We start from the raw sequence: 23,524 nt of genomic DNA, 5'->3' as shown, positions 1-23,524 counted from the left end.
GTACAGCTTCTCATTCAGGAGCTCCTTTATCGTAAACTCCTCTGGGCACGAAGTCGTCATTCTCTATTGTAATCCAGGCCTGACACCACTTGGCGTTGTTGGGGTTATTACCAACTCATCAGGTATTTCTTTAATATCTCCTAATCGATCTTGAATAATCGCCTTGAGATTGTCCTCATTACTCAAGGTGTTATCGTTGTATTGCATCAATTGCTCAACAACATCAGGGTGAGCTTCGGCAAGAGTATCTCCAATTTGTGCTAGAACATCGGTTTTATTAATTAATGTTTCAAATCGCTTCATCAGTTGTTCAGTAGGCGTTAGTTCATGTTCTTTTTGATGAAGCGCCTTCCATTTTTCTGAGCCAGAAGTGGGCTCAGAGGTTTTTTTCATTATTGAGCTAAGTTCTATACCTGTGTCCTCAACACTGGAGTTAGTGCTGATACGGCTGGCGTAGTCATCACGAACATAAATTGCATCAACCTTTTCCTTGAAGACTTGCAGTGTTCTTGGGCTAATGTTAAGAATCTCGGGCGTATTTAGCGCTACGACCACCCCAAAAATTTTATGTATTTGTTTTACTTGCGCTACCGTTTTCGCTTCCACTCGTAGAGATAAATGGCCATCCTCTCCCCACTTCATTCCAAATTCAGCTTTCGGTGTTTCAGGGGTATTGTCACTATTTATCATTGCCGAAACACGTTTTAACACCGTGGCTTTGTATGTAGGATGATATAGCTCTTTTTCTACCTTCTCATGGTATTTCTGATCCGCAATAGCCATTAGCTTATTCAGTTGATCTTCTGTCAGCGTATAATTCACGGCTCCCTTAGTTACACTAGGATGGAGTAAGCTAAACTCCTTTTCTACTGTCTTCGCAATGAACTTATTGGTGGTGCTCAAGGTGTAAGTACCATTTTCTTCATGCTTTAATTGAAAAGGAATACGCTTACTTTGTGGCTCAAAACGTAACCTGTTTAGAAACACTTCCCCATCTGAGGACATGATTGATGTGGGCGAATAAATCTTTTCAAGGTTATCCAGTAAGTCCAGTTCTTGTCGAGTCAATTGTACTCGTTGTGCAAAAGTTTTTAATATCCGGGAATTATTTGTATGAGCTTGGGCTTCCATTTTATCAATAAATTTTATGTAACCTGAAAGCTCTTCATAAGCCATGCCACTTTTTACAGCCATTTCCATAATATCGGTTTTGATTTTGTAAAAATACAAGTCAAAATTGGATAATTTTCCTGAACCGACAGCCATTACCTGAGCCTCGAGTAAGGCCATAGTCTTTGGATTACTGCAGTCATGTCTAATAAGATCTAATTGTCTTAATAATGATTTTGGTGTAGGGGGACTTTCTTGAATACGGTGTAATTCTTGTCTTAAACCGGGGTAGCTTTTAATTACCTCTTCATCAGGATTCTCACCGGTGATCATTTTTCTTAATAAATGTAAACCCACCATCCGCTCAGATAACGGCGTATCGTAAAACACGCTATAGTTCCGGTACATCATATGACGTGCCACGCCGACAGTAGTTTCTCTTCTTAGAAACTCTGGGGTTTTAGCGTAAAAATCATCAAATGAAAAATCATCTTCTAAACTATCACAGACCCCATCGCCTTCATAAGGCTTACCGTAGTCAAAACCATAGAATGCTCCATCAGCAAAACCTTTATTCTGGGCATTTTTACCGATACCGTCACGATCTCCAATGGCAACACCAAAAATTAAATTTTTCGCCAGTCCGGGAATGAGCATGGAGTGTTTCAGCGGGGCATCCTTATCTTCAACTAATACCCCACGGTAATCCGGTTCCTTTCCATTACAAAGAAAATCAGTAAGTTCACGTAGACCGTTTTTCCAGCCACAAGCTAATAAGGCATGTGCCCCGCCCTCGTTATTATTTACCCAGGCAAGCTCTTGTTTTTGGTTTTGCTCACTAAAAATACCAGCTAATCGTGTACCTACGAATTCGCGGATTGCTTCTTTATTGGCTTTGACTCGTTCTTTTTGTCCTTCGGCATAATCAAGTTTGTACATCCAAGCCTGGAGGCTATGATTATTCGCGACGGCTTTCTTGATTTCGTCACAAAGCCATTGAACGCCGGGGTTAAGTTTTGTGCCTTCACGATAGGGTTTTGGGGTATGAGTATTAATATAAATAGCAAAAATTTCTTGTTTACGTTTTAGATTTTCGGCGCGATCAAGAACCGCTCCTAATTGATTGAGGTGATATGGGTCATCCTCAGACGGAACCTTGGCTAAAATGGTGCTTAATTCTTTAAAAAAAGTCTCATTTAAATCAATAGCTCTAAAGCCTGGTTCAACTCCAGATGGTTTTTGACCATAACAAAATTGAGTGAGACCAAACATGGTACCAAGACGCGCATCCTTTTCATGTTCGCGTAATGCCGTTTGATTCAGACGTGCTCCTTTCTTGTCTATTGAGCCTTCCGAGGGCGTTATTCTTGGCTCAAGGGGTTCCGTTGTTCTTACTGTAGGCGCACTATGAGATACACCTGTACCTAATGCTTTCTTTTTAATGGGGGGTAATAATGACTCCGTTACACCTTTTTCCAATTTAATTCCAGCCTGGTTATCTAGCAGACGACTCATTAAACCTTCTTTTTTAAATCGATAAAGAGGATCTTTATCTAATACTACACCCATTTGTTTGTCACAGAACTCTTTAATGTAATCAGCTAACACACTATTGGAGCCTCGAAAAGAGTTTAGAATTTTTGAGTATTTTGTTCCCATTACATTGAGAATCGCAAATAGTTTTTCGTCAGAAGATAATTCTTTATTCGTCATTACCTCATTGAGCTCCTGCTTTAGCTCTTTAAGTACGGTTGTTCTGCTGGTGGAAACGCGTATCGTGCCCAGCAGAATGCTGATTTTTCTATAATCTTCTGCAAAATTTTCTGATGCCCCAAGTCGAGCACTTCCCTTACCTTCAAGCAACTCGCGATAATGCTGAGTAAATTTACTGTCAATTTTATGGGATTTTCCGCTCGTTGATGTAAGCATTGATGGAGCCAGTGCCATGTCTTCGGCATATTGAGGGTCAATTTCCACTTCATCTAATAGTTCATCGTACACTACCTTACACAGAGCAGTAGAGTTATTTGCTGCACCAGTCAGCCTTTGCCAAGTAACACCTTGATTTACATTCCCTGTAACCGGAAAACCTGGTGCAGTAATTAAACCTCTTAATGCACGATAGCCACAACTCCAGCCATCTTTTTGTAATCCATTGGAGTTTGTATTCACTGTTTGCGTTGCATGAGGGAATGCACTGTATGCTCCATCTGAATAATTAAGGGCGTTGGTAAGAATAGTGTGTTCTGAGCCTTTAAGTGGCATTGAATCTTGGTAATTAATGCTAACTGTGTTGGTTGTGGGATTCACTGAAACCATTGCATAAGTCCAATGTGAGCCTTGACTACTTAGCGAATTGCTACCGCAGTTGATTAATAAAGGGATAGTATATGGGGCTGTACTAGTACCATGTTTTACTCGCTCAAAGTGCAAGATCATACCAATGTCATCTTCATCTAAGCGGGTAATATGAGTTCGGTCTTTTACGCCTAATTTAATGAGCATGCGTTCTAAATCAACTTCACCAAGCCATTCTTTTTTTCCCAACTCCCCATTCAATAGTTTTTCTGCAATACCTAAATTACGGCTTTGAGCATGTAAATCCCGTAAGGAACGACTTTCTAATCGTTGATTGAGTTCCAAGCTCCAAAGAATAGCTTTTTTTTCATTAAATTCTTGGGCTATGGGTGGGATATCATCGGTTAAAGGAGCTACATCTTCTAATATTTCCTGTAGCCGTAATAATTGTTCGTTATAATCTTCGCGCGTTCCTTTATTACTGCTGCCGATCGCTGCGAGTATTAAGTTGTCATTACCTAATTGGTCAAAGAAAATAAGGGCTTTTGCTAATGGAGCATAGTTATCCATCGTGTCTAGCCAAGCAGGATTAAATCCGTCCTTGAATCGTGCTCTTAGATAAAGTTCGATAATTCGGCGCGTTTTTTCTTCATCTAAGGTGTTTACCGCTTCGCTCGTAGATAACATATCATTGTCCTCTCTTTGGTTAATGACAAAAATACGAAGCTCTAATATTAATCTGCTTCTTCCTTAACTACTTTATGCCTCTAAAATTAAGGAACCATTAAAGCTGGATGTAAAAAAACTGAAAAGTTTAAATCCCGTAAATAATTTTAGTTGGCATTTATATACCCAGATTGCTTAATTTAAATTATAGTACGTTAATCTTAATGATAAGCATCTTGGTATTTTTTAATACATTTTCTTATCTTAAAATAGTAGAATGTTATAATTTCAACCATTAACTTAATTTAAGGCCAATTTATGGGAGCTCCAAAAACGGACGACGAATTACCCTATACGTTGTTTCCAGTAAAACAACCTAACGGTAAGATTTCATACTATTGTTGTGATTTCAGTGAAGAACTAGGCCATCAGGTTTATAAGGGCTATCCCTGTACTTTGATACAGCCAGTCTCATCATGTGCTACACCAACACGCATGGAAAAAGAAAAATTAGAGATTAATAGAGAAGAACCTGTCGCCATCAAAGTCTATGATGGAGAGCAGCGACCATCACCTTACCAATATTATGCTTCTGAAATTGCTGTTTTAAATATTGAGGCTCGTGATGTGCTTATTATGGATTACATCGAAGGATTTCATATCGTTCCAGAGTTAAGGGAAAATTCTCCGATAAAGCAATTGACCTTTTTTCAAGCCGTAGATCTTGCATGGCAATTAATTCTGGGTCTTAATCACTTACATTATAATAATCTCAGTGGTGTGCCCATCGTGCATGGCGATATTACCGGCAATAATGTCAAAATAAAAGTCAACGAGCAGGTCATCAATGGTAGAAAAATACGTAAGATGGATGCTTTATATATCGATTTGGATTTTGCCAAACGGATAACGGAGACGTATCAAGCTCCACAAGGGACTCATGAGCATTTAGCGCTGGAGGTTCTTGATGGAATCTACTCCGAAGCCAGTGATTTTTTTGCTCTAAGCCCTCTGTTACTGAGTCTTTTTGGGGCTCGTAATCCCTTTAAAGATATTATTGACTTCAGAAATCGCCATGAGTCTATGGAGAAAACGCAGTTAATAAAAAAATTTCGTGATATCCCGTTTTGTACGGAAGGCTTATTTTCTCATTTTGATAAGAAACCCGAGCCTGATGTTCTGATTTTGCTGGAACGCTTTATTATGCAAATGGGTGCTAAGGAGTGTACAAACCGTCCTGTATCAGAGGCTATTCTTGAGTTTTTTACGGCATTAAGGCAATTATGTCTGATTAACCCAGCAGATAAAGATCGTGAGTTTTATTTATTGCGTTTAGACATTGCTGCTCAAAACGAACATTGGCTTGCAACTCCTCAGCTCATCCAAAGGTTTTTAAATTTGGAATGCAATGTCCAAGATCGACTCATGGGATTAATGAATTCGAGCCTCAGTCTTTTATTATATCGACGTGTTCAAGAGCATAATGCCGCACCGGAGTTGATTGAGCGGTTGAGAAATGGTCTTGCTGAGCATTTAAGTGAAAAAAGCCGTTTATTACAACCTCCATCTCGACTCAAATCGCTATTCTTCTCTTCGGTTACTCAAGGTGATATTCAATGGTTGCTTCATTGTTATAAGCATAATGAGTTCGAGACGTTTCATGCGCCGGTGAATGAAAAATTAAAATCTAAACTCGTACATTGCTCGGAGTTGAGTATCGCGCCTTTTATTTCGGCTTTAGTAGAGGGAATAAAGAGACCGTCAGAACCCACATTAATGATGCCTTAGCTTGAGCATGAGAGACCGGCTAAGTAGGTAGTGTGGGGAATTCGGTGTTTTTTATAAGTCAAAGGACGATACCGAAGCACCCATAAGTACAAATTTCGTAATTAGAAGCTACGAATAAAAAAACAGCACTCATTTTATGCCATAATGGTAGAGAAGAAGGAATTCAATAATCAACGAAAAGGATGTCATTCCCCATGGCTGAAAGACTGATTGATTTAGCGCTGCAAGGTGGCGGGGCTCATGGTGCGTTTACTTGGGGCGTGTTAGATCGCTTACTGGAAGAAGAAAACCTACGAATCGATGGTATTTCAGGTACCTCCGCGGGAGCAATGAATGCTGTAGTTCTTGCGGATGGCTACACTAAGGGCGGTGCACAAGGAGCGCGTGAAGCACTTGGAGTGTTTTGGAAACGGGTATCCGATGCCGCTCGTTTTAGCCTTTTTCAACGAGGACCTCTTGATATAATACAGGGAAAATGGTCCCTTGATAACTCACCTTTTTTTATCACAATGGATATTTTCTCCAGAGTGTTTTCTCCTTACGATCTGAACCCCTTAGGAATTAACCCCCTACGCGACATTTTAACCGAATCCATTGATTTTGAACGACTGCCTAAAAGCCCCATTAAATTATTTATTACCGCGACTAATGTAAGTACGGGCAGAGGGCGTGTTTTTCGCAACAACGAAGTTACCGCTGAAGTACTTCTTGCCTCAGCCTGCCTCCCTACCATTTTCAAGGCAGTTGAAATCAATGGCGAGCATTACTGGGATGGTGGCTATTCAGGAAATCCAACAATAACTCCGCTTATACGCGAATGCGAATCACAAGATACCATTTTGGTTCAAATAAATCCGGTAACGCGACCCGATTTTCCGCAATCAGCAAGAGAAATACTTAATCGTCTCAATGAAGTTTCATTCAATGCCGTATTGCTCAAGGAACTTCGCATGATTGCCCTCTTACGCCAATTGGCAATTCCTGCAGATTGTGAAGGAGGAAAATGGGCCGGTATGCGTATTCACCGTGTGAGTACTGATATTATGGTTGATCTCGGTTATTCGTCCAAGCTTAATGCAGAATGGGATTTTCTCGTCATGCTACGAAATGAAGGACGCCGATCGGCAGATGAGTTTCTTAAAAACCATGCTGTAGATATTGGTAAGCGCTCCTCATACGACCTCGATGAGTTACTTGAAGGAGTATAATTTATGGGCGTACTTGGAGTTCTAGCTGCGCTCACATTGCTTATCGTTTTTGCCTTTCGTGGTTGGAGTATACTTCTTCTTGCACCAGGAGCTGCATTAGTCGCAGCGCTAATTTCTGGTGAGCCCTTGCTTGCTCATTGGACCTATACTTTTATGAATGGAGCCGCGCGTTTCATTGCGCAATTTTTTCCATTATTTTTATTGGGTGCCCTATTCGGTAAATTAATGGAAGACAGTGGTTCCGTATCGACGATTGCCCATTTTATGACCCAGAGACTGGGCGCAAGACATGCTTTGTTGGCCGTTGTATTAGCCGGGGGATTAGCTACTTATGGCGGGGTAAGCTTGTTTGTGGTTTTTTTCGTACTGGCACCAATGGCTCAATCTTTATTCAAAGCGGCTGTGATCCCCCGTCGACTAATGCCTGCAGCAATTGTGCTGGGAACTTCAACATTCACCATGTCTGCCTTACCGGGCACACCCTCCATACAAAATGCGATTCCTATGCCTTATTTAGGCACTACGCTGTTCGCAGCACCCGGCCTTGGAATTATTGCTTCGGCAGTGATGCTTGTTTTTGGCATGTGGTGGCTTAAACGAGCGGAAGCGGCGGCCAAGCGCAAGAATGAGCCTTTTGGTGAAGGTGCCATAGCGGACGCTGAATGCATTGCAAACGATCAACTTATTCGCGGGCGAGCCACGACGGCCCATGAATTTGATACGGCAGAAATTACGCATGGAGAGCACAGTAAAAATCCTCCCTCAATAACACTCGCTTTTCTACCAATGGTCATTGTTATTAGTGTCAACTTCTTAACGGCATTGTTCATTCTACCCCGTCTGGATTTTTCATTTTTAGCCAGAAAAGAATGGGGAGCAAGTTCGTTTTCAGAGGTGGGTGGCATATGGTCTATCGTGATTGCCCTTGCTTCAGCAATTTTTATCCTAATCCTCATTAACCGTAAACGCCTTCCTAACTTGCGAGAGACAATCGATGCAGGGGCAAATGCTTCAGTTTTACCGGTGTTAACAGTCGCAAGCCTGGTGGGTTTTGGGGCGGTGATTGCCGCCCTTCCTGCGTTTACTGTGGTGCGTGATTGGGTTTTAAATCTAGGTGGTGGCCCCTTGGTCTCACTTGCAGCGGCGACCAATATTCTTTCTGCAGTTACAGGGTCGGCATCCGGGGGGCTTTCTATTGCCTTGGAGTCGCTTGGTTCTACTTATTTGAATTTGGCTCAACTCCATGGGATTGAACCGGCTCTATTGCACCGTGTAGCTGTTATTGCATCTGGAACGCTGGATACCCTGCCTCATAATGGAGCGATTGTGACACTCCTTGCTGTATGCCAATCGACGCATCGTGAAAGCTATCTGGATGTTATTATCGTTGGAATTATTGGCCCTATTATTGCACTGACAGTGGTTATTTTTCTGGGAGCGTGGCTGGGTTCATTTTGAGTAACGTAGATGAAAATTATTATCATTTTAAAATTCAGCATAATCAATGAAGTTTTGAAAAGCTGGCGAAAAGATCGAATCTCCAGCCTTGCTGCAGCCCTGGCTTATTATACTTTATTTTCATTAGCCCCCCTTTTATTAATCTGTATTTCAATAACCGGAACTTTATTTGGTGAAGAGGCAGCCCGTGGGCAAATATTTGGCAAGCTCGACTCCTTTTTAGGAGAACAGGCGGCCCTCCAGGTCCAAGACATGATTCAAAATGTTAATCAGCCGTCTACGGCCTTAATCGCGCGGATTTTCGGCATCTTCCTTTTGTTATTAAGTGCTTCACGTGCATTTAGCGCAATTCAAGAAGGATTAAATATAATCTGGGGCGTGCACCCTACTCCGAATAAAGCTTTGCTTGATACTCTTAAACAACGTTTTTTTTCGTTTTCAATGGTATTCATTTCTGCGTTATTATTGTTTGCATCTTTAGCGGTGAGCGCTTTTTTGGCTATTTTAAGTAGCCATATGACTCATTTTATGGGCGTAAATATTTATTTGGAGCTAATCGCTAGTTACCTGGGTTCATTTTTATTAGTGACCCTCTTATTTGCGCTCATGTTTAAAAATTTACCTGATGTGGCGCTTCAATGGGATGATATCTGGGGTGGCGCTCTAATTACATCTTTAATGTTTAATTTGGGAATAATTCTCATTGGTCTTTATTTGAACAAATCGCCGCTTGATTCTGTATTTGGCGCTACAAGTTCCATTATTGTTCTGTTGCTCTGGGTTCATTATTCGGCACAAATTTTCTTTATTGGTGCTGAAATAACCAAGATTTATGCTGAGAAAAAATCGGTCCTCCCTAAGACGGATTCCTCATTTATCAAATGAAATTAAAACCTATTTTACTTGGGAGTTTCCCTGTGCCAGGATAATTTGTCCTGGCGACTAAGGCACTTACAATGACAATGAAGAAGAGCTATTTTCAATTTGATTGCTATTCTTCTCATCCGTAGATTCATAGGTGGCCTGTTTCGTTTTATCTTTAATATAAATTACATTTAAATTTCTATTTTCAATATCGAGGCACTGATACGCTCTCATATTATAAATATGTAGGGTCATACTAATCCCCGTGCTTGATGTTTTTCTACATTTAAGCTGATGAACAAAAGTGCTCCTTAAATCATCTGAATTGGTATTAAATTGTTCTCGCTCAATAGATTTACTGAAGGCGGCTGTATTTTCTCCGGTGGGCAAATAAAATTTCTCTGTCACAGGTCCTTCAAGAACAGTTACGGTTCCCTTGTATTTGTGATCATGAATGGAGGTTTTTTGTGTGCGTAATAAGACAAATACCCATATGGAAAAAGGATCATCAGGATCGTTATGCTCATAGATAAGATGTCTGGCAATCCCCATATCCAGAGTAAGATTCTCAGGTTTATAAGCAGAAGTATTAAATGCCAGTTTACCTTCTGTAAGTAATCTTGGTATTACCTCTGAAACGGTTTCGTAATTAATGATTTCTAAACTGTTAATGGCTTCACTAATTACTTGTTTATTATGTAATTTTGTATGATCAATTTCCGTTTTAAACATCATAAATTAATACTCCTTTTAATCCTTATTGTTCTCTTTGCCTAGCTAGTTTAGGGCATGTCGATCACGAATACCAACTTGCCCTGGTCTTTCAAGGTTAGTGCTCTTCACAAACAGTGTAATAACCATGACGGTAGGGATTGCTACGTGCTCTAAATTTATAATCACGGCAATGCTGACCACGGTCATCAATGTATCGCTTATCTAAACGAAATGAAAAATCACCAAAATTCATATCTTTTTGCCATTCACGTTCTTGACGAGCGCGATCTTCTTTATCCAGATCTTTAAAAAATTTACTCAGTTTGCTCGCATGACTAACAGTTAGAAAACACATTAGGCATAGTAATACGATTAATTTTTTCATAATTGGGTTCTTTATGAGTCATAAAGGAGGTAATTAAATCATATTTTATTTAAATAAACAAAAAAGTTATACTAATTAACAAATAATGTTTTAGTTTAAAAATTAAGAATAGAACGGTGAGGAACGTAGTGACGAGGCAACCTATAGGTAGCGGCACTGTATCCTGTATTGCATCACTCCATTCGCAATAGCAGGTAATTTTGGATATTAGATTAAATGAGGTTTTATGTCAGGACGATATTTTAAAATAAACTTAGCACTTACTTTGATTTTCATGGTGCTTTACTTGCTGTTACTCCCATTTATTCACTACCCGTGGACCACGCTACTTAAACCAATCCCTATCATCCTACTGATGCTTCTCACCACGCATATTCAGCCCAAACGACACTTGGAAAAAATTTTTTTAATATTCGCTTTAGGTTTCTCTGCTCTAGGCGACATTAGCCTAACCTTTCCTGGTTCTGAAGCCTTATCCCTGGGAATACTGGCATTTATGGTAACGCACTGTTCCTACATTTGCTTATTTTTAAAGAAGGGACATTTCCAGGAGAGAAGAATAATTGCTTTTTTACCGATATTACTCCTGATACTCGCATTTTTTAGCTACATATGGCCTCATTTAGGCGATATGAAAATTCCTGTAACGGTTTACATCGGTTTAATTGGCACCATGTTACTTTGCTCCTTCCAAGTACACCAGCACGTGCTATTAATCGGAAGTGGCGCCACTTTGTTTTTATTTTCAGATTGCATTTTAGCATTAGGGCAATTTGGCGGAGTCAAGAACGTCACCCTGTTTGTTATGTTTTTATACTACAGCGCCCAGCTTTTAATCACCTTAGGAATTATGAGCTCCTGGTCAAAAGAAGCAGGAAAACCTAGCCCCATTCGTCTTAGGCGTTGACAAAAAGAACCAGACTGATCAATAATGCGTCAGCTTATTTTTTAGACATAAGGGTTATTATGCAGTTTAAACTAATGACATGCACATTAATGCTGGCCTCTATTCTTGTATTATCAATGATGGGCCCTGTTTTTGCTGGGGATGTTACTGTTGTCGGTTCAATAAAACAAACATTAAAACAATCTAGTACAACTCCTATCGCGAAGCATGGCGTTAATAAAGATGCTAATGAAAAAATAGTCCAATTATTACGCGTTGAACTTTCTGAACAAGCAAAAAATAATTTAGTTACCCAAGCACAAGCTTTAGTTCATCCGACAACCACGTTAAAAGCAGATATATCAGCATTTCCTGCTAGTGTTCAATTAGGTATGAGCAATGTGCCTGTCTTGGATCAAGGGATTCATGGAACTTGTGTTACGTTTGCGGTAACAGGTGCTCTTGATGCGGCCTTGGCTAAAGGTGATTACATCAGTCAAGTATGTAATTTACAATTAGGAAATTACTTAGAAAAGTTAGGCCATGGTTCCAGCGGCTGGGATGGCAGCGATGCAGAGCAAGTATTGAGTCAGATTCAACAATATGGAATTGTTAATAAACAAAAAGAACGCACTATAGGTTGCGGCGGTTACAAACAATATCCTACGTATTTGCCTCATAATTCTGAGTTAACTATGGCTCCAGCACAATATGCAGTGATGCGCGAATTAGTTTATGGCACTCGAGTAAACTGGTTTAATGTTTTACAGGAAAACAATCCGGCGCTTACGTTAAATGAAGTAAAACAAGCATTAAATATAGGTGAGCGATTAGTTTTTGGTGTGCTCTTACCTCGTACCGAACTCGGTTTAGCTGGGGCAGTAGCGAAACATAAAGCCACTCAGTTCCCAGACACGTGGGTTGTAACTCCAGAAATAATCGCAGGCTTGAATAGTATTCACGCAGGCCATGAAATGATTATTACGGGCTATGACGACAATGCTGTAGCGATTGATAATAATGGGCAAAGACATCAAGGATTACTGAAGATACGTAATTCATGGGGTCGTTTTGTCGGAGACGCTGGTGAATTTTATATGTCTTACGATTATTTTAAACTATTGACCGTAGAAGTTTCACGAATCTCTCCTGTTCGCTAGTCTTCCAAGTGAAAGGCGATAAGCCTTTCACGCCCTTCCTGCACAATATGATACACTATGCATTATTCTTAATTAGTTGAGCAAGAAAAAAATGTATATCAAGCAGACTGTTGAGTGGATTCAATCCATGGTTATTGGACTCAATTTGTGCCCCTTCGCAAAACGTGAAATGAATAATGATGCCGCCCGCATTGAAGCCAGCTCGGCTACGGTCATTGAGGATGCGCTCGCTGATTTCATGATGGAAGTGGAATTCTTACAGACAAACCCGACAACGGGTACCACCGTGCTTATTTACCCCCACATTCTCAGTGACTTTTTTGAATATTTAGATTTCGTTGATTTAGCAAATGATTTATTAATTAAATCAGGATATGAAGGCATCTATCAAATAGCAACCTTTCACCCTGCTTATTGTTTTCTAGGCGTGAACGCAGATGATGTCACCAATTATACCAATCGCTCCCCATATCCCATGCTGCATCTTCTAAGAGAAGAAATGCTTGATCAGGCTATTGCCTATTATGGGGACACCGACGTTATTTCTGAAAATAACATGCGTCTCTTACGGGAATTGGGATTAGTTGAGGTAAAAAAACGTTTGGAACAGTGTATGAAATAGATAAGAGAGGTACGCATGAAGCTAACAAAACATCAACTTACAGGTTTATGGTTTCTTTCGGGTACTTTGATTTCCGTATTGGGCGAGTTTATTCGGGTTTATGAACCAAGCTCTACCTTTTTAAGTATTATAATAGGCTTAATTTCAGGTGCTGTAGCATCCTACTATTTAGGCTATCACTATGGCTATTTAATCATCGAACTTCCAGATTGGCATATACGTAACTGGTTTAAGACGCTTGTTTATGGATGGGTGATTAGTTTTGCGACACTTTACTGGATTTTGTTTTTGTTAGCACTGAGTAGTTTTCTGCAAACTGAATTTATACAGTGCCTCGCGGATCATCAATATTGGAAAATTGGATTTCAATTGCTGGTCCTCCCCCTCGTTTCTCTGTTAGCTACCATCATCGGCTGTGCTTTAGAGCCTGTACTTATTTTGGGTGCCAGTGCTTTTGGAGCGTTGAGCTTATTTCTCTTACGTAACTATGTAACCAGGTTTATACAATAGCGTATGTCTTTGGGCAACACTTATATCCAATTATCATAAGCTTAGCCATGGTAATTTGGTTAAAAACTATTTATCCATACTCTGCTAAAATAACTATAGAACAGCTAAACCGCATTAAATGGATAAGAAGAACATCATGGATCATTTTTCTGAAGCAGAACACAATCTTTTAAGAGCCTGCGAATTATTAAAAGGACTCTCTGACAAAAATTTTAATACTTTTCTGAGCTTATCGCAGCGCGCAGCTTATTCTAAAAATGAAACCTTACTTGAAGAAGGAAAACACAGTGATTACTTATATATTGTAATCTCTGGCGGGGTTGATCTTTATAAATCCACAGGTACGAATCAATATTTAATTGGCAGCCTAACCACTGGTCAATCAATTGGAGAGATGCGAGTCATTAAAAACCGCCCCTGCTCTTTAACGGTTACTACCAGTGTCCCTACAGTTGTTTTATGCATATTACTGAGCAAATTACGCCATTTAGAATACAACCAATGTTACGAATCTATTCTTGATTCGATTATTGATATTCTCAGCTTTCGGTTAACCTATACCAATGATCTTGCTGTAAAAGGTAGTGCCAATAAAAAGAAAAGTTGGAAACGATACTTTTTCCCCGCGATGGTTATGGCAACAATGACTTTACTTCTAAGTGAAGTTGGGGTTGCGGTCTATTATTTACTGACCTAATTGAGCAATGTTATATTAAAAGCCCCAGATTGTTCTGGGTTTTATCAAAAATTTAAATTAAGGATTAATTTATGCCAAAGGAAATCACCGTATCAGGTCATCCTAATGGTTTTTTTAACCATGGACATACCGGACAACATGGACATCCAAGTCAACAACATACTGGCCAGCATGGTCATCCAGGTCATCAATACCCCAATGCGGGACAGGGATACCCTTTACCTAACCCACATGTACATAGTTATCCGCATGTGCATGTAGTACAGCATGGTCATAATTCCACTCACACCCACTCACATAGCCACTCGCCCATGTTTTAATTAGAGGGTTGTGACTCGAATACCCGTATTATGACTTAATCTAATACGGGTATCTGCTTTATTACAATCCTAAGCTTGAGCTGGCAGTAAGCACTACTGGAGCATTTGGTTTTGCATTGCCACTAAAAAAGCCGCTTTTAACTGCTGGTAGAGAAGAGTTCTTCTGCACGGGTTCTTCTTTAAGTAGCGAGCGCTGATCATCAAGGATTACCTTACCATTTCCATCGGTAATCTTTAAATAAACTTTTCCATCTGTGCTTAGTTGAGAATTCAGTGCAACAAACTGACCGGACATGTCATAGGCCTGAACGTATTCAGTTGTTTGGTCATCAACACTGAGATGGCAAGTAAATAATTCTCGTAGTGCTGCCCATTCTTGCATTTTCTTCGCATCCGTTAAGGCCTTTTCGAAATCAGCACTTTTGGAGTTTATTACTAATGAATCAAATAATTTGGTCAGGTCCTCTATTATTTGGGGTTGTCCTGTACCATAACTAATAACGAAAAATTTGTTTCGTGCCTTAACTAAGTCCGAACCTTCATCTACTTCCTGAATTAAACTCTCTAATTGTGGTCCAGAAAGTTCATACTTAGAGTCATCCTGGCCATCAGTAAATAATAAAACGTTATGATGTTTTGTTGACTTGGTCAGTAATTCCAGTTGCTTTCTACTGACTTCATAAAGGCAGGTTGAACCCATTGCGGATAAACTATTAATAGCTCCTTTCAATAGAGATAAGCGCTTATTCGAATAGGTACCAATGGTTCTAGGTTCCGTATTAAATTCAATAATAGAGATCTGTGCCTGGGGTTGAAAATGAAAAAGAGCTTCTGAAAGTTTAATTACACTTTGTTTTAATGTAGAGAGGGAGCCTTCAAAACCCATGCTACCACTCGTATCTAAAATAAAAGTATATTCTGGAGGAGAGGATGCATACGGAACGAAGAAATAAGGTTTGATTTCAAGTTCACCCGTCTCTAAAGTTTTTTGAGCATAAAATACTTTTTTACTTTCAAAGGAACTTGCATTAATAAGAAGTAATGGTGACTCACTATTAATCGCAATGAGCTCATCAGGATAGGATTTAAGGAATTCTTTAATATTAAATCGTAGCTTATTATTTACAATGCTCAGATGTTTATATTGGAGCATGTTGAAAAAAGTGGCGTATGCTGACTCTGGAAGCTCAAATTCAATATGTTCTTTTTCTTCATCAAGCGTATATTTTAAGCCATCGTCGATTAAAACCTGCAATACCATAGAGCAGGATAGTTTATTTGTTTTTGTTTTTTTCTGATCGGCTCCTGTGCTCATTGCTATTTCATTAGTCAGTAACTCTTCTAAAGAAAACTGCCTGTACCCGGGTTTTATGGATGAGTTATCGGCTAATAAAGAACGTAAATTTTCGGATAACTGTTCACTACGTTGAAGCGCATCTGATTTGAAGATAAACAAGTCATCATAACAAGATACTTCAGTGCCTTCGAGGCTTATGCCCATACCATTTAATAGCTGGATCATATTTTTTGTACGCAGCGCGTTATTTGCAAGTTGTCCCATTCTAGCCCCATTTATTTAAATTAAAGTCATTTTGCGCGAGATAATACATACAAACAAAGCATTGCTCAATAAAAACTTTTATTGTCAGTATATTGGGGATTAGTTGCGTTATTTTACAGTTCGGCATTATCTTTGAAAAATATTTAATCATGTTGTATTGTTTAAATATAAACCCAAAGGAAATTCACTATGCCTCTTACAGTACTCTTGGATGTAGATCTAACATTACGAATGCTGCATTTTAACGATGACGGTACGCGTTACCGCGAGCTTAATCAAGCACTCGTTGACGAGCTTAAGGCGAGCGGGGTCAAAGAAGTTTACTTTTTAACAAATATGGATTTGTCTGATTCAGACCCAAATATTAGATCTCAGCAAAACGATAAGGAGCGTATGACGCGTAAAATCCTTATTGATGAGCTACAACTCCAGGGCATTAAGGTAAAAGCTGTTCTTACTGTTGCTGACATTGCTTATGGCAAGGGACCGGGTGCTGCATATAAAGATCTTTATACCGCCGCTTATGCAACGAAAAAGAAAGAAGAGCATCAAGTTTATCAACAGCGTTGGCACGATTATTCAAGCAAGCCCTATGAGGCGGTCGCCATGAAACCTAAGGGAGATGAAATGGCTGGATTCCAAAAGGAAGAAGCCTTTCGTTATTTCCTAGCGCATATGAGTGATGAAGAGTTAGGAACATTGATTTATGCTGATGATGACATGAGTTGCCTTCAAAAAGTGGATGCGATCGCTCAAGCACGTCATCTCCCTATGAAATTAATTCCTGTTAAACCAGAGGATTACCAAACAGAAGAAGAACGTGCCAAATATAAACTATTACTACAAGATGCTCATCCATTTGGCACGGTCTTAGCTCATTATAGAACCTTTGTGGGGAGTTACTTTTTCAGTACACATAACGCTACTGGCTTAGTCACCGCAGAAGGATTTATTAAAGAAATCAATCGATTGACTGATCCTGAAGCACGCGCTGCGAAGATAATAGGATTTCTTGCTCATGGAGAACACTCCCCCCACGACCTACATTCTTTTAGAACCATTTTGCTCTCTGCCTTATTAGAAAAAGACATCAGGCAAGATGAGCAATTAGAAGAAGTCGCTCATAATTATTCTACCTATCTGGATGCTTACCGACAAAAAATTAGTGCGACGGCCATTGCAAGTACCTCGGTAAGTGAAGGGGATGTAATTGATAGAGCGAGTCTTTCCCAAGAGATACCTGATTCACCAAAGATATAGGCATCGCCCCACACCTATCCATGCCCCATAGCTTGTCATCGGGGCAAGGGGTCTGGCATCGAGCTTTGGGGAAGATTTTCCCCTGACTGATTTTTGATAAAGTATAGCTAATAAGCGCTATAGCTATTATAGAGAGCCCTATTCCAGCCTAATAAAACCTTAATAATTTTCAGATAAAATACCCAGTTATAGACCACTGTGCGCAGGTTTTGACTATGACAAACCCGAAAAAGCCATATGAAAACTCCCGTGTTGATGCCAAGAAAAAACCAGAAATAAATTACTTTGTAATTTTTGGTGATAGTCTTTCTGACGGTAAAAATATGGGTGAAAAAGCTTCATTCTTAGGCTCCTGGGCAAAATGGTTATGGTTAAAAATGCTTGATTTAGATAAATCCCCTACTGAGCGATTTACTAATGGCTACACCTGGGCTGATGCACTAAAAGCAAGATTAGTCAGTAAATTTGCTAATGATACACAAATAAAAAAAGATTCGCCTCATGGGTTTAGTAGACATAATCTGGATAATGCAGACATTAGTGATGATGTAATTTCCCAGACACTTGTAGACCGTAAAAAATTTACGTGGGATGAGGTTTCTGAGCAGTCGGTTCTAGTAAAGCGTAAGAAAAGAGAACAAGAGGCGGAAGAAGAACAGCTTTTAGTTGCTCAAGTTGCAAGGAAGCCAAAGAAAGGGCATTTTCTCGATAACGTGGATGCTATTCTTGCCCACGATACAAATGCCGATCAAGAGCCCCTAAATTTTGAACTCCAAGATTCAAGTGATAACGTAGCCGACAAATTTATTTCAGACCCGAGTTATAACCGTTACATACAAGAGAGCTATTCGCTGGATAATGGTCGTAAAGCTCATTTTAATGGCCAAGTGTTTCTGGAAAACAATAGCCAAGGTGGTGCTACATCTCATAACTACAGAGGCTCAAGCAAATTCCTTTCTATTTTGTCACCGTTTACGGCAATCAAACTATTTTTTACCCGATTAATCGTTTCCAATTTACCGGAGCAAATTACTCAATTCTTGGAAAATAACGAAAAGCGTGAGATTACTCAGGAACAGAAAGACAAAACCTTGGTGACCTTGTTTTCTGGAGCTAATGACTTAATTACTGCTAATTCAAAGCCGATGGAGGCTGCTGCTGATTTGGCGGTGAAAGCAAGCATGGATAATCTTGAGCGTTTACTAGCCAATGGGTACAGTCATGTCGTTGTTTGTAACGCACCAGACTTATCGTTAACGCCTCGTTTTCAAAATCGTTCTGAGGAAGAGCGTGCGAATGCACATAAAGTATCCGAATATTTTAATAGCCAGCTTAAATTAAAATACAATGAGTTAAAAGTCAGGCATCCTAACTGTACAATACAACTTTTTGATATTAATTCAGTTTTTAGCGAGATTTACCAAGATGTTCTTAGTAACGGGGAGCAATCAAAATATGCTGAGTATTTTGATCAAAGTAAACTTAAAGAAGCCTACGTTTTTTCAAAAGATTTCCAAATCACAACTGAAAGAACCTCTCCTGGTTGCAAACATATGTTTTGGGATGATGTACACCCTAGCGCCACGATGCATGCCTTATTGATGGACCGATTTGTCCAAGATAAAAAAGGCTTGGCGATGTATGATGTTTCAGCACCCAAGGAGCAAACAGCGGAAAAGTTATGCCACTTATTTAGAGAAAAATACCATGAGAAATTGCAAGGGAGTTTCTTAGGTCTGTGGTCTTATGCTAGAAAAGAGTTACCTATTGATTATACTGCTCCTCAAACCGCATTGATGACGATTTTAACTTACGCACTGAAAGATCATTCACAGGCAGGGGATTATGTTCGTGAGGCCATGAGTGATTTAGGCTGGTGGTTGGAGGAAAAAGGCCCCAATCCGACTATTCCTGCTATTGCGGATGCGATGTATGCCTTAGAACAGAAATTGCCGAAGACTGTAATGCAAAGTTCACTTGCTAAAATGGCAAGTATGCTGAATGTTACAGGAGTTCCAACTCGACACCATGATTTAGAGTTAGAACCTGAAGTTGTGAAAAAACTTGAAAATTTAACGCTTCGTATGGAATCAAAATCTGTTGTTATGGCTCAACAAAATGAAGAGCAGGAGGCTATGGTTTTAGGGATGTAAGCACTAGCTTGCCTCATTTTATTCTCTACCTCTAATTACCGCGACTTAACCCTCAGAGATGGTCACAAAATGTGAGCACTTAACGCTGATCCATTAAATGCAATTTCCACTTACGAGAAAGAGCCTTAAGAACGGCCTGGCCACGAACACTGGTACCCGCCTTATCAAGACGAGGAGAGTAAACCGCGATCGCCATTTTATTGGGTATAATCGCAAGAATCCCACCACTGACCCCACTCTTTGATGGAATGCCAATAGTAACAAACCAAGAGCCACTTTTTTCATAAATCCCATTGATCACCATTTCAGACAGCACATCACGAACCAACTCTGGAGCAATTACTTGTTGTTTCGTGATTGGATTAACACCATGATTGGCCAAAGTTGCTCCCATTAAAGCTAGTTGCTTGGTATTTACCATAATCGAGCAAGCCTTAGTGTATCTATCTAAAACCTCATCCGGTTCACCAATAAGCATGTCACGGGATTTTAGTAATTGAGCTATTGCATGATTGCGGCTATTGGTCTGCGATTCAGATTCATAAATTTTCTGGCTTAAAAAGGGTTTCCCATCACTTAAGCTACCAATAAACGATAAAAGACGATTCCACTTTTGAGTGGAGTCATCTCCCTTGATGTAACTGGTGGTTTGTATAGCGCCGACATTAACAAAGGGATTATGAGGAGTATTCTGCTCCAAAGAGCGTATTGAATTAAAGGGTTCTCCTGTTGCTTCAAGACCTACGTTATTAAAAATAATGTCCTCACCATTATCCACCAATGCCAAAGCATAGGTAAAAATTTTGGACATGGATTGTAATGAAAACAAAACATCTGCATCACCAACGGACAACGATTGTCCCTCCACAGTGATAATCGAAATAGCAAATAATTCAGGGTCGACCTTTGCTAACTCCGGAATATAGGATGCTTGCTTGCCTTGAGTAATCCCCTTATCTTTTTCGTACAGGCTATTTAACGTTATTTCCGCATCATTGGGTAAGCTATTTTTGTTAAAAGAATATGAAGGGATATAAATTAGGCAGAAGACTACAAAAATGCTGATTTTGATTTTCATTGATACCTACCTTTGCGAAACAATTACCTAGTTAAATAGGTCAAATAACTTTGAAACTGCCTATTTTAATCTCGAGCCAGCTCCATATAGGCCGCTCTAATTAATTGGGTAATGGTACAAAAAAACATTGTGCCAAATTACTTCAGTAGTATTCATCATAATTTCCCCGGGAGTATAAGGTCCTAATTAAGGGACAAGCACGAGTCGGCCCTATTTTCTTGAGTATATTACTTTCTAGTATAGATGATGATTTATTGTTGTATTTATGAATTTTTCGATTAGTGTTTGTTCTTTCGGGTTCGATATTGGCCTAATGCTGACTATAATTAAGAAGGGTAACTTTGATGTAGCTGTTATGACCCCATCCGAAAAAGAATGGTTAATTGATGATAAGATAAATATTTATCGTATCAATCGAGGCCAACACATTAAATTAACCAACACATTAATACCTGGCTTTAGTCTGGGCTTAGGACTTTTGTTCTGTAAGTTTGCTGGAAGCGAAGAATGGAATAAGTTTTATAGTCTAATCGACAGTATTAATGAGTGGAACGAAGATGAGCATTTATTGGAACAAGTTTTGCGGCTTAAAGAAACCCAAGAATGGATTCAAGCTAATGAAAAATATAAAGAACTTTTGATCCAATTTCCTGGACTTAAGAATCTAACCTTCCATGAGCAAATTCAACAATTGGTTTCCTCCTTGCACATTAGCCCTGAAGAGCGGCATTGCTTACTCAGTGTAGAAATTCCCAAGGAACCTATCATAGAGGAGTTTATTGAGCTGGTAGAAACTACACAAAACCTATATTTGGAGCTGGGCTCCCCATATGGAGCAGAGGTTATAGCTCGTTCTGAGTTTGAGTCTTATCAGGTTTTACCTAAAAAAAGATTCTCTGAAGTACTACAAAAACTTCCAGCCAACATCCCTATTTTAATGAGCACCGGACGACAAATTTTTGCAATTTATCAGCGAGTATCCTCAAATGAGTGGATTTATTATAATTCGAATCATTTGAAAACCACTCCCCCCTTCACAAATCTTACCTCTTTATCTGATTATATTCTTAACACGGTTTATAAGAATGAATCCAAGGGCACCCACATCCCATTAGGGATAATAATTCCCAAACAAAGTAAAGAACTTGTTTTTGATTTTGGAGAGCTAGAGCAACTTTGTAGTCAATTTATTGATGAAAAAAACGTCGAGCAACACATTATGACTGCAGAGCTTAGTGATTATCCCACTGATCATCTATCTCCTTTGCACTTAGCTGTTGTGGCTAATGCCCAGAACAGTGTGAAACACTTACTTACTCGTGGTCTTGAAGTAAACACTGTAGATGGTTTAGGTTTTTCAGCGTTGCATTATGCTTCCGCACGCATTGCAAAGCTACTGATTGCCTATGGTGCTGATGTGAATCAGCCCGTAAAAAAGAAAATACAACTCAAAGAACCCAGTGAGTCGTTATATTGTTCCATAGAGAATATTACTCCTCTTTATTTGGCTAGCAATTTTGGCGAATTAGATAAGGTCAAACTGTTAATGGCCCATGGAGCAAACGTCGATGCCTGTTCCTCTACAGGCATGAGTCCCATTATTATCGCTTTACTTAAAGGCCATGTAGAGGTAGTCGGTTATTTATTAGAAAAGAATGCGCGGGTTGATTCTTTACTTAGAAAGCCTGAAGCCGCTGAGTTAATCCACTCCAATGATAAGAGCCTAAGGGCGCTGGATTTTTTTGGTGCCGTGTTTGCACCGCTTTATGCAAATCATACACCAGCAATGTGTGCTATTCGTCATGAACATAGAGAGATACTCAGTTTATTAATTCAGCACCGTGATGTGGTTCATGAAAAAGATCAATATGGGGTCACGTTGTTACATCGGGCAATCTGGTCCCACAACGTGCTTTTGGCGAAACAACTATTGGAAGGTGGGGCTGATCCGAATGCATTGAGTTCTCAGGCAAATGCCCCCAGTTCATTAATGAGCCCCCTTTATGTTGCCTGCCATCAAAATAATTTTAAAATGGCTCAATTGCTACTCCAGTATGGGGCCTCAACGCGTATTAATCGTCCTGGAGAGTTATCTTGCTTACTTACTACAATTGAAAATGGCTCGCTTCCTCTGATTCGCTTACTCGCAGAGCATGGAGCTAATTTCGCACAAATGCACCAAGGTGTTAGCCTGCTTGATTTGGCTATTCGTCAAAAACATTATCATTTAGTTGATTTATTATTAGCGCGCGGAGTTGAGCCAAGGATGAATAATGGATTTATTTCCACCCTACATCTTGCGATTTATCAAAAGCATATCCCAACTATTAGTAAAATTTTATCTTGGTATGTACAGCATGACATCCCTTGCCAGGAGGAGATGAATATAAGCAATAAAAATATATCCTTATTACTTCATCTCTATCACACATTAAAACATGCAATCCCTTTACAAAAGCAATTGTACTCCAGTCTGATGAACATCGAATCTGCTGATGGTTTAGCGGCCCTAGCGCATGCGGTGTTATTTAAACTGGGGGATAAAGCATTATTTATAAAAATTGCTGAAGCAATTAACGCGCAAGTTAATCCAAGCCCGGAAGAGTTAATTTCCATAATTCAGCTGGAAATGGCGGCCGACAGCGGCTTGTCTCAAGAGGGAAAAGATATTTTAGGCACATTGATACAATTTGCGCGTGATTATAAAACCACAGTGAGGTTAGCATCGTAGCTTTGCTTTACTCTGTTCTCTCAATGTCAGAGAATGAAGAGATGTTTGCTGGAGC

18 protein-coding genes are annotated in these 23,524 nt (G+C 39.6%); 13 read left to right on the top strand and 5 right to left on the bottom strand.

The annotated features are described in order from the left end of the window. Nucleotides 1–63: 63 nt before the first annotated feature. Nucleotides 64–4,095, bottom strand: coding sequence for a hypothetical protein (locus ACD661_RS03475; RefSeq protein ID WP_400186329.1), 4,032 nt, complete (start codon nt 4,093–4,095; stop codon nt 64–66). 297 nt (nt 4,096–4,392) lie between these two features. Between ACD661_RS03475 and ACD661_RS03470 the strand changes: the two genes are divergently transcribed. From ACD661_RS03470 to ACD661_RS03455, 4 genes are all read left to right on the top strand, one after another. Continuing rightward, a complete protein-coding gene (locus ACD661_RS03470; protein ID WP_400186328.1) occupies nt 4,393–5,862 on the top strand; it encodes a protein kinase domain-containing protein in 1,470 nt (489 codons plus the stop codon). Between the two features lie 194 nt (nt 5,863–6,056). Next, nucleotides 6,057–7,070, top strand: coding sequence for a patatin-like phospholipase family protein (locus tag ACD661_RS03465; RefSeq protein WP_400186327.1), 1,014 nt, complete (start codon nt 6,057–6,059; stop codon nt 7,068–7,070). Nucleotides 7,071–7,073: 3 nt separating this feature from the next. Beyond that, a complete protein-coding gene (locus ACD661_RS03460) occupies nt 7,074–8,528 on the top strand; it encodes a GntP family permease (protein WP_400186326.1) in 1,455 nt (484 codons plus the stop codon). A 9-nt stretch (nt 8,529–8,537) separates the two neighbouring features. Next, nucleotides 8,538–9,413 carry a YihY/virulence factor BrkB family protein gene (locus tag ACD661_RS03455; protein WP_400186324.1) on the top strand — a complete coding sequence of 292 codons (876 nt, stop codon included), beginning with the start codon at nt 8,538–8,540 and terminating at the stop codon, nt 9,411–9,413. A gap of 66 nt (nt 9,414–9,479) precedes the next feature. Here the strand turns inward: ACD661_RS03455 and ACD661_RS03450 are convergent, their stop codons facing one another. Beyond that, on the bottom strand, nt 9,480–10,127 hold the full coding sequence (locus ACD661_RS03450) for a cupin domain-containing protein (RefSeq protein ID WP_400186323.1): 648 nt from the start codon (nt 10,125–10,127) through the stop codon (nt 9,480–9,482). Nucleotides 10,128–10,221: 94 nt separating this feature from the next. Further along, nucleotides 10,222–10,491, bottom strand: a complete 270-nt coding sequence (locus ACD661_RS03445; protein ID WP_400186321.1) for a hypothetical protein — start codon at nt 10,489–10,491, stop codon at nt 10,222–10,224. A 226-nt stretch (nt 10,492–10,717) separates the two neighbouring features. Between ACD661_RS03445 and ACD661_RS03440 the strand changes: the two genes are divergently transcribed. From ACD661_RS03440 to ACD661_RS03415, 6 genes are all read left to right on the top strand, one after another. Further along, the gene (locus tag ACD661_RS03440; protein WP_400186319.1) at nt 10,718–11,398 is read left to right on the top strand and encodes a lysoplasmalogenase; all 681 of its coding nucleotides are present in this window, start codon (nt 10,718–10,720) and stop codon (nt 11,396–11,398) included. A gap of 59 nt (nt 11,399–11,457) precedes the next feature. After that, the gene (locus tag ACD661_RS03435) at nt 11,458–12,537 is read left to right on the top strand and encodes a C1 family peptidase (RefSeq protein ID WP_400186318.1); all 1,080 of its coding nucleotides are present in this window, start codon (nt 11,458–11,460) and stop codon (nt 12,535–12,537) included. Between the two features lie 91 nt (nt 12,538–12,628). Further along, on the top strand, nt 12,629–13,159 hold the full coding sequence (locus ACD661_RS03430) for a DUF1415 domain-containing protein (RefSeq protein ID WP_400186317.1): 531 nt from the start codon (nt 12,629–12,631) through the stop codon (nt 13,157–13,159). Nucleotides 13,160–13,174: 15 nt separating this feature from the next. Further along, entirely contained in the window at nt 13,175–13,669 is a 495-nt protein-coding gene (locus ACD661_RS03425; RefSeq protein ID WP_400186315.1) for a hypothetical protein, read from the top strand. Between the two features lie 136 nt (nt 13,670–13,805). After that, a complete protein-coding gene (locus ACD661_RS03420; protein WP_400186314.1) occupies nt 13,806–14,366 on the top strand; it encodes a cyclic nucleotide-binding domain-containing protein in 561 nt (186 codons plus the stop codon). Nucleotides 14,367–14,437: 71 nt separating this feature from the next. Further along, nucleotides 14,438–14,686 (top strand): hypothetical protein, encoded by a 249-nt coding sequence (locus tag ACD661_RS03415; protein WP_400186313.1) that lies wholly within the window; start codon nt 14,438–14,440, stop codon nt 14,684–14,686. A 61-nt stretch (nt 14,687–14,747) separates the two neighbouring features. Here ACD661_RS03415 and ACD661_RS03410 read toward each other — a convergent pair whose 3' ends face one another. Further along, entirely contained in the window at nt 14,748–16,247 is a 1,500-nt protein-coding gene (locus ACD661_RS03410; protein ID WP_400186312.1) for a VWA domain-containing protein, read from the bottom strand. 189 nt (nt 16,248–16,436) lie between these two features. Here ACD661_RS03410 and ACD661_RS03405 point away from each other — a divergent pair, with 189 nt between their 5' ends. Next, nucleotides 16,437–17,507, top strand: a complete 1,071-nt coding sequence (locus tag ACD661_RS03405) for a hypothetical protein (protein WP_400186311.1) — start codon at nt 16,437–16,439, stop codon at nt 17,505–17,507. Nucleotides 17,508–17,722: 215 nt separating this feature from the next. Further along, on the top strand, nt 17,723–19,660 hold the full coding sequence (locus ACD661_RS03400; protein ID WP_400186309.1) for an SGNH/GDSL hydrolase family protein: 1,938 nt from the start codon (nt 17,723–17,725) through the stop codon (nt 19,658–19,660). A gap of 79 nt (nt 19,661–19,739) precedes the next feature. Here the strand turns inward: ACD661_RS03400 and glsA are convergent, their stop codons facing one another. After that, complete coding sequence (gene glsA, locus ACD661_RS03395; RefSeq protein WP_400186307.1) at nt 19,740–20,738, bottom strand: glutaminase A; 999 nt, start codon at nt 20,736–20,738, stop codon at nt 19,740–19,742. Between the two features lie 355 nt (nt 20,739–21,093). On the opposite strand from glsA, the gene ACD661_RS03390 reads away from it, so the two are divergent. Next, entirely contained in the window at nt 21,094–23,469 is a 2,376-nt protein-coding gene (locus tag ACD661_RS03390; protein WP_400186306.1) for an ankyrin repeat domain-containing protein, read from the top strand. The last annotated feature ends 55 nt before the right edge of the window (nt 23,470–23,524 follow it).

Source organism: Legionella lytica, assembly GCF_044626755.1.
Taxonomy (GTDB): domain Bacteria; phylum Pseudomonadota; class Gammaproteobacteria; order Legionellales; family Legionellaceae; genus Legionella; species Legionella lytica_A.
The sequence above is the reverse complement of the archived record's forward strand: the minus strand, read 5'-3'. Positions and strand labels throughout refer to the sequence as shown.

What these genes read in the sequence shown, in the direction of transcription:
- ACD661_RS03420 (WP_400186314.1), top strand. Translation starts at nt 13,806, where the DNA reads ATGGATCATTTTTCTGAAGCAGAACACAATCTTTTAAGAGCCTGCGAA.
- ACD661_RS03400 (WP_400186309.1), top strand. Translation starts at nt 17,723, where the DNA reads ATGACAAACCCGAAAAAGCCATATGAAAACTCCCGTGTTGATGCCAAG.
- glsA (WP_400186307.1), bottom strand. Translation starts at nt 20,738, where the DNA reads ATGAAAATCAAAATCAGCATTTTTGTAGTCTTCTGCCTAATTTATATC.
- ACD661_RS03430 (WP_400186317.1), top strand. Translation starts at nt 12,629, where the DNA reads ATGTATATCAAGCAGACTGTTGAGTGGATTCAATCCATGGTTATTGGA.
- ACD661_RS03405 (WP_400186311.1), top strand. Translation starts at nt 16,437, where the DNA reads ATGCCTCTTACAGTACTCTTGGATGTAGATCTAACATTACGAATGCTG.
- ACD661_RS03450 (WP_400186323.1), bottom strand. Translation starts at nt 10,127, where the DNA reads ATGATGTTTAAAACGGAAATTGATCATACAAAATTACATAATAAACAA.
- ACD661_RS03440 (WP_400186319.1), top strand. Translation starts at nt 10,718, where the DNA reads ATGTCAGGACGATATTTTAAAATAAACTTAGCACTTACTTTGATTTTC.
- ACD661_RS03460 (WP_400186326.1), top strand. Translation starts at nt 7,074, where the DNA reads ATGGGCGTACTTGGAGTTCTAGCTGCGCTCACATTGCTTATCGTTTTT.
- ACD661_RS03475 (WP_400186329.1), bottom strand. Translation starts at nt 4,095, where the DNA reads ATGTTATCTACGAGCGAAGCGGTAAACACCTTAGATGAAGAAAAAACG.
- ACD661_RS03425 (WP_400186315.1), top strand. Translation starts at nt 13,175, where the DNA reads ATGAAGCTAACAAAACATCAACTTACAGGTTTATGGTTTCTTTCGGGT.
- ACD661_RS03470 (WP_400186328.1), top strand. Translation starts at nt 4,393, where the DNA reads ATGGGAGCTCCAAAAACGGACGACGAATTACCCTATACGTTGTTTCCA.
- ACD661_RS03410 (WP_400186312.1), bottom strand. Translation starts at nt 16,247, where the DNA reads ATGGGACAACTTGCAAATAACGCGCTGCGTACAAAAAATATGATCCAG.
- ACD661_RS03455 (WP_400186324.1), top strand. Translation starts at nt 8,538, where the DNA reads ATGAAAATTATTATCATTTTAAAATTCAGCATAATCAATGAAGTTTTG.
- ACD661_RS03390 (WP_400186306.1), top strand. Translation starts at nt 21,094, where the DNA reads ATGACCCCATCCGAAAAAGAATGGTTAATTGATGATAAGATAAATATT.
- ACD661_RS03435 (WP_400186318.1), top strand. Translation starts at nt 11,458, where the DNA reads ATGCAGTTTAAACTAATGACATGCACATTAATGCTGGCCTCTATTCTT.
- ACD661_RS03415 (WP_400186313.1), top strand. Translation starts at nt 14,438, where the DNA reads ATGCCAAAGGAAATCACCGTATCAGGTCATCCTAATGGTTTTTTTAAC.
- ACD661_RS03445 (WP_400186321.1), bottom strand. Translation starts at nt 10,491, where the DNA reads ATGAAAAAATTAATCGTATTACTATGCCTAATGTGTTTTCTAACTGTT.
- ACD661_RS03465 (WP_400186327.1), top strand. Translation starts at nt 6,057, where the DNA reads ATGGCTGAAAGACTGATTGATTTAGCGCTGCAAGGTGGCGGGGCTCAT.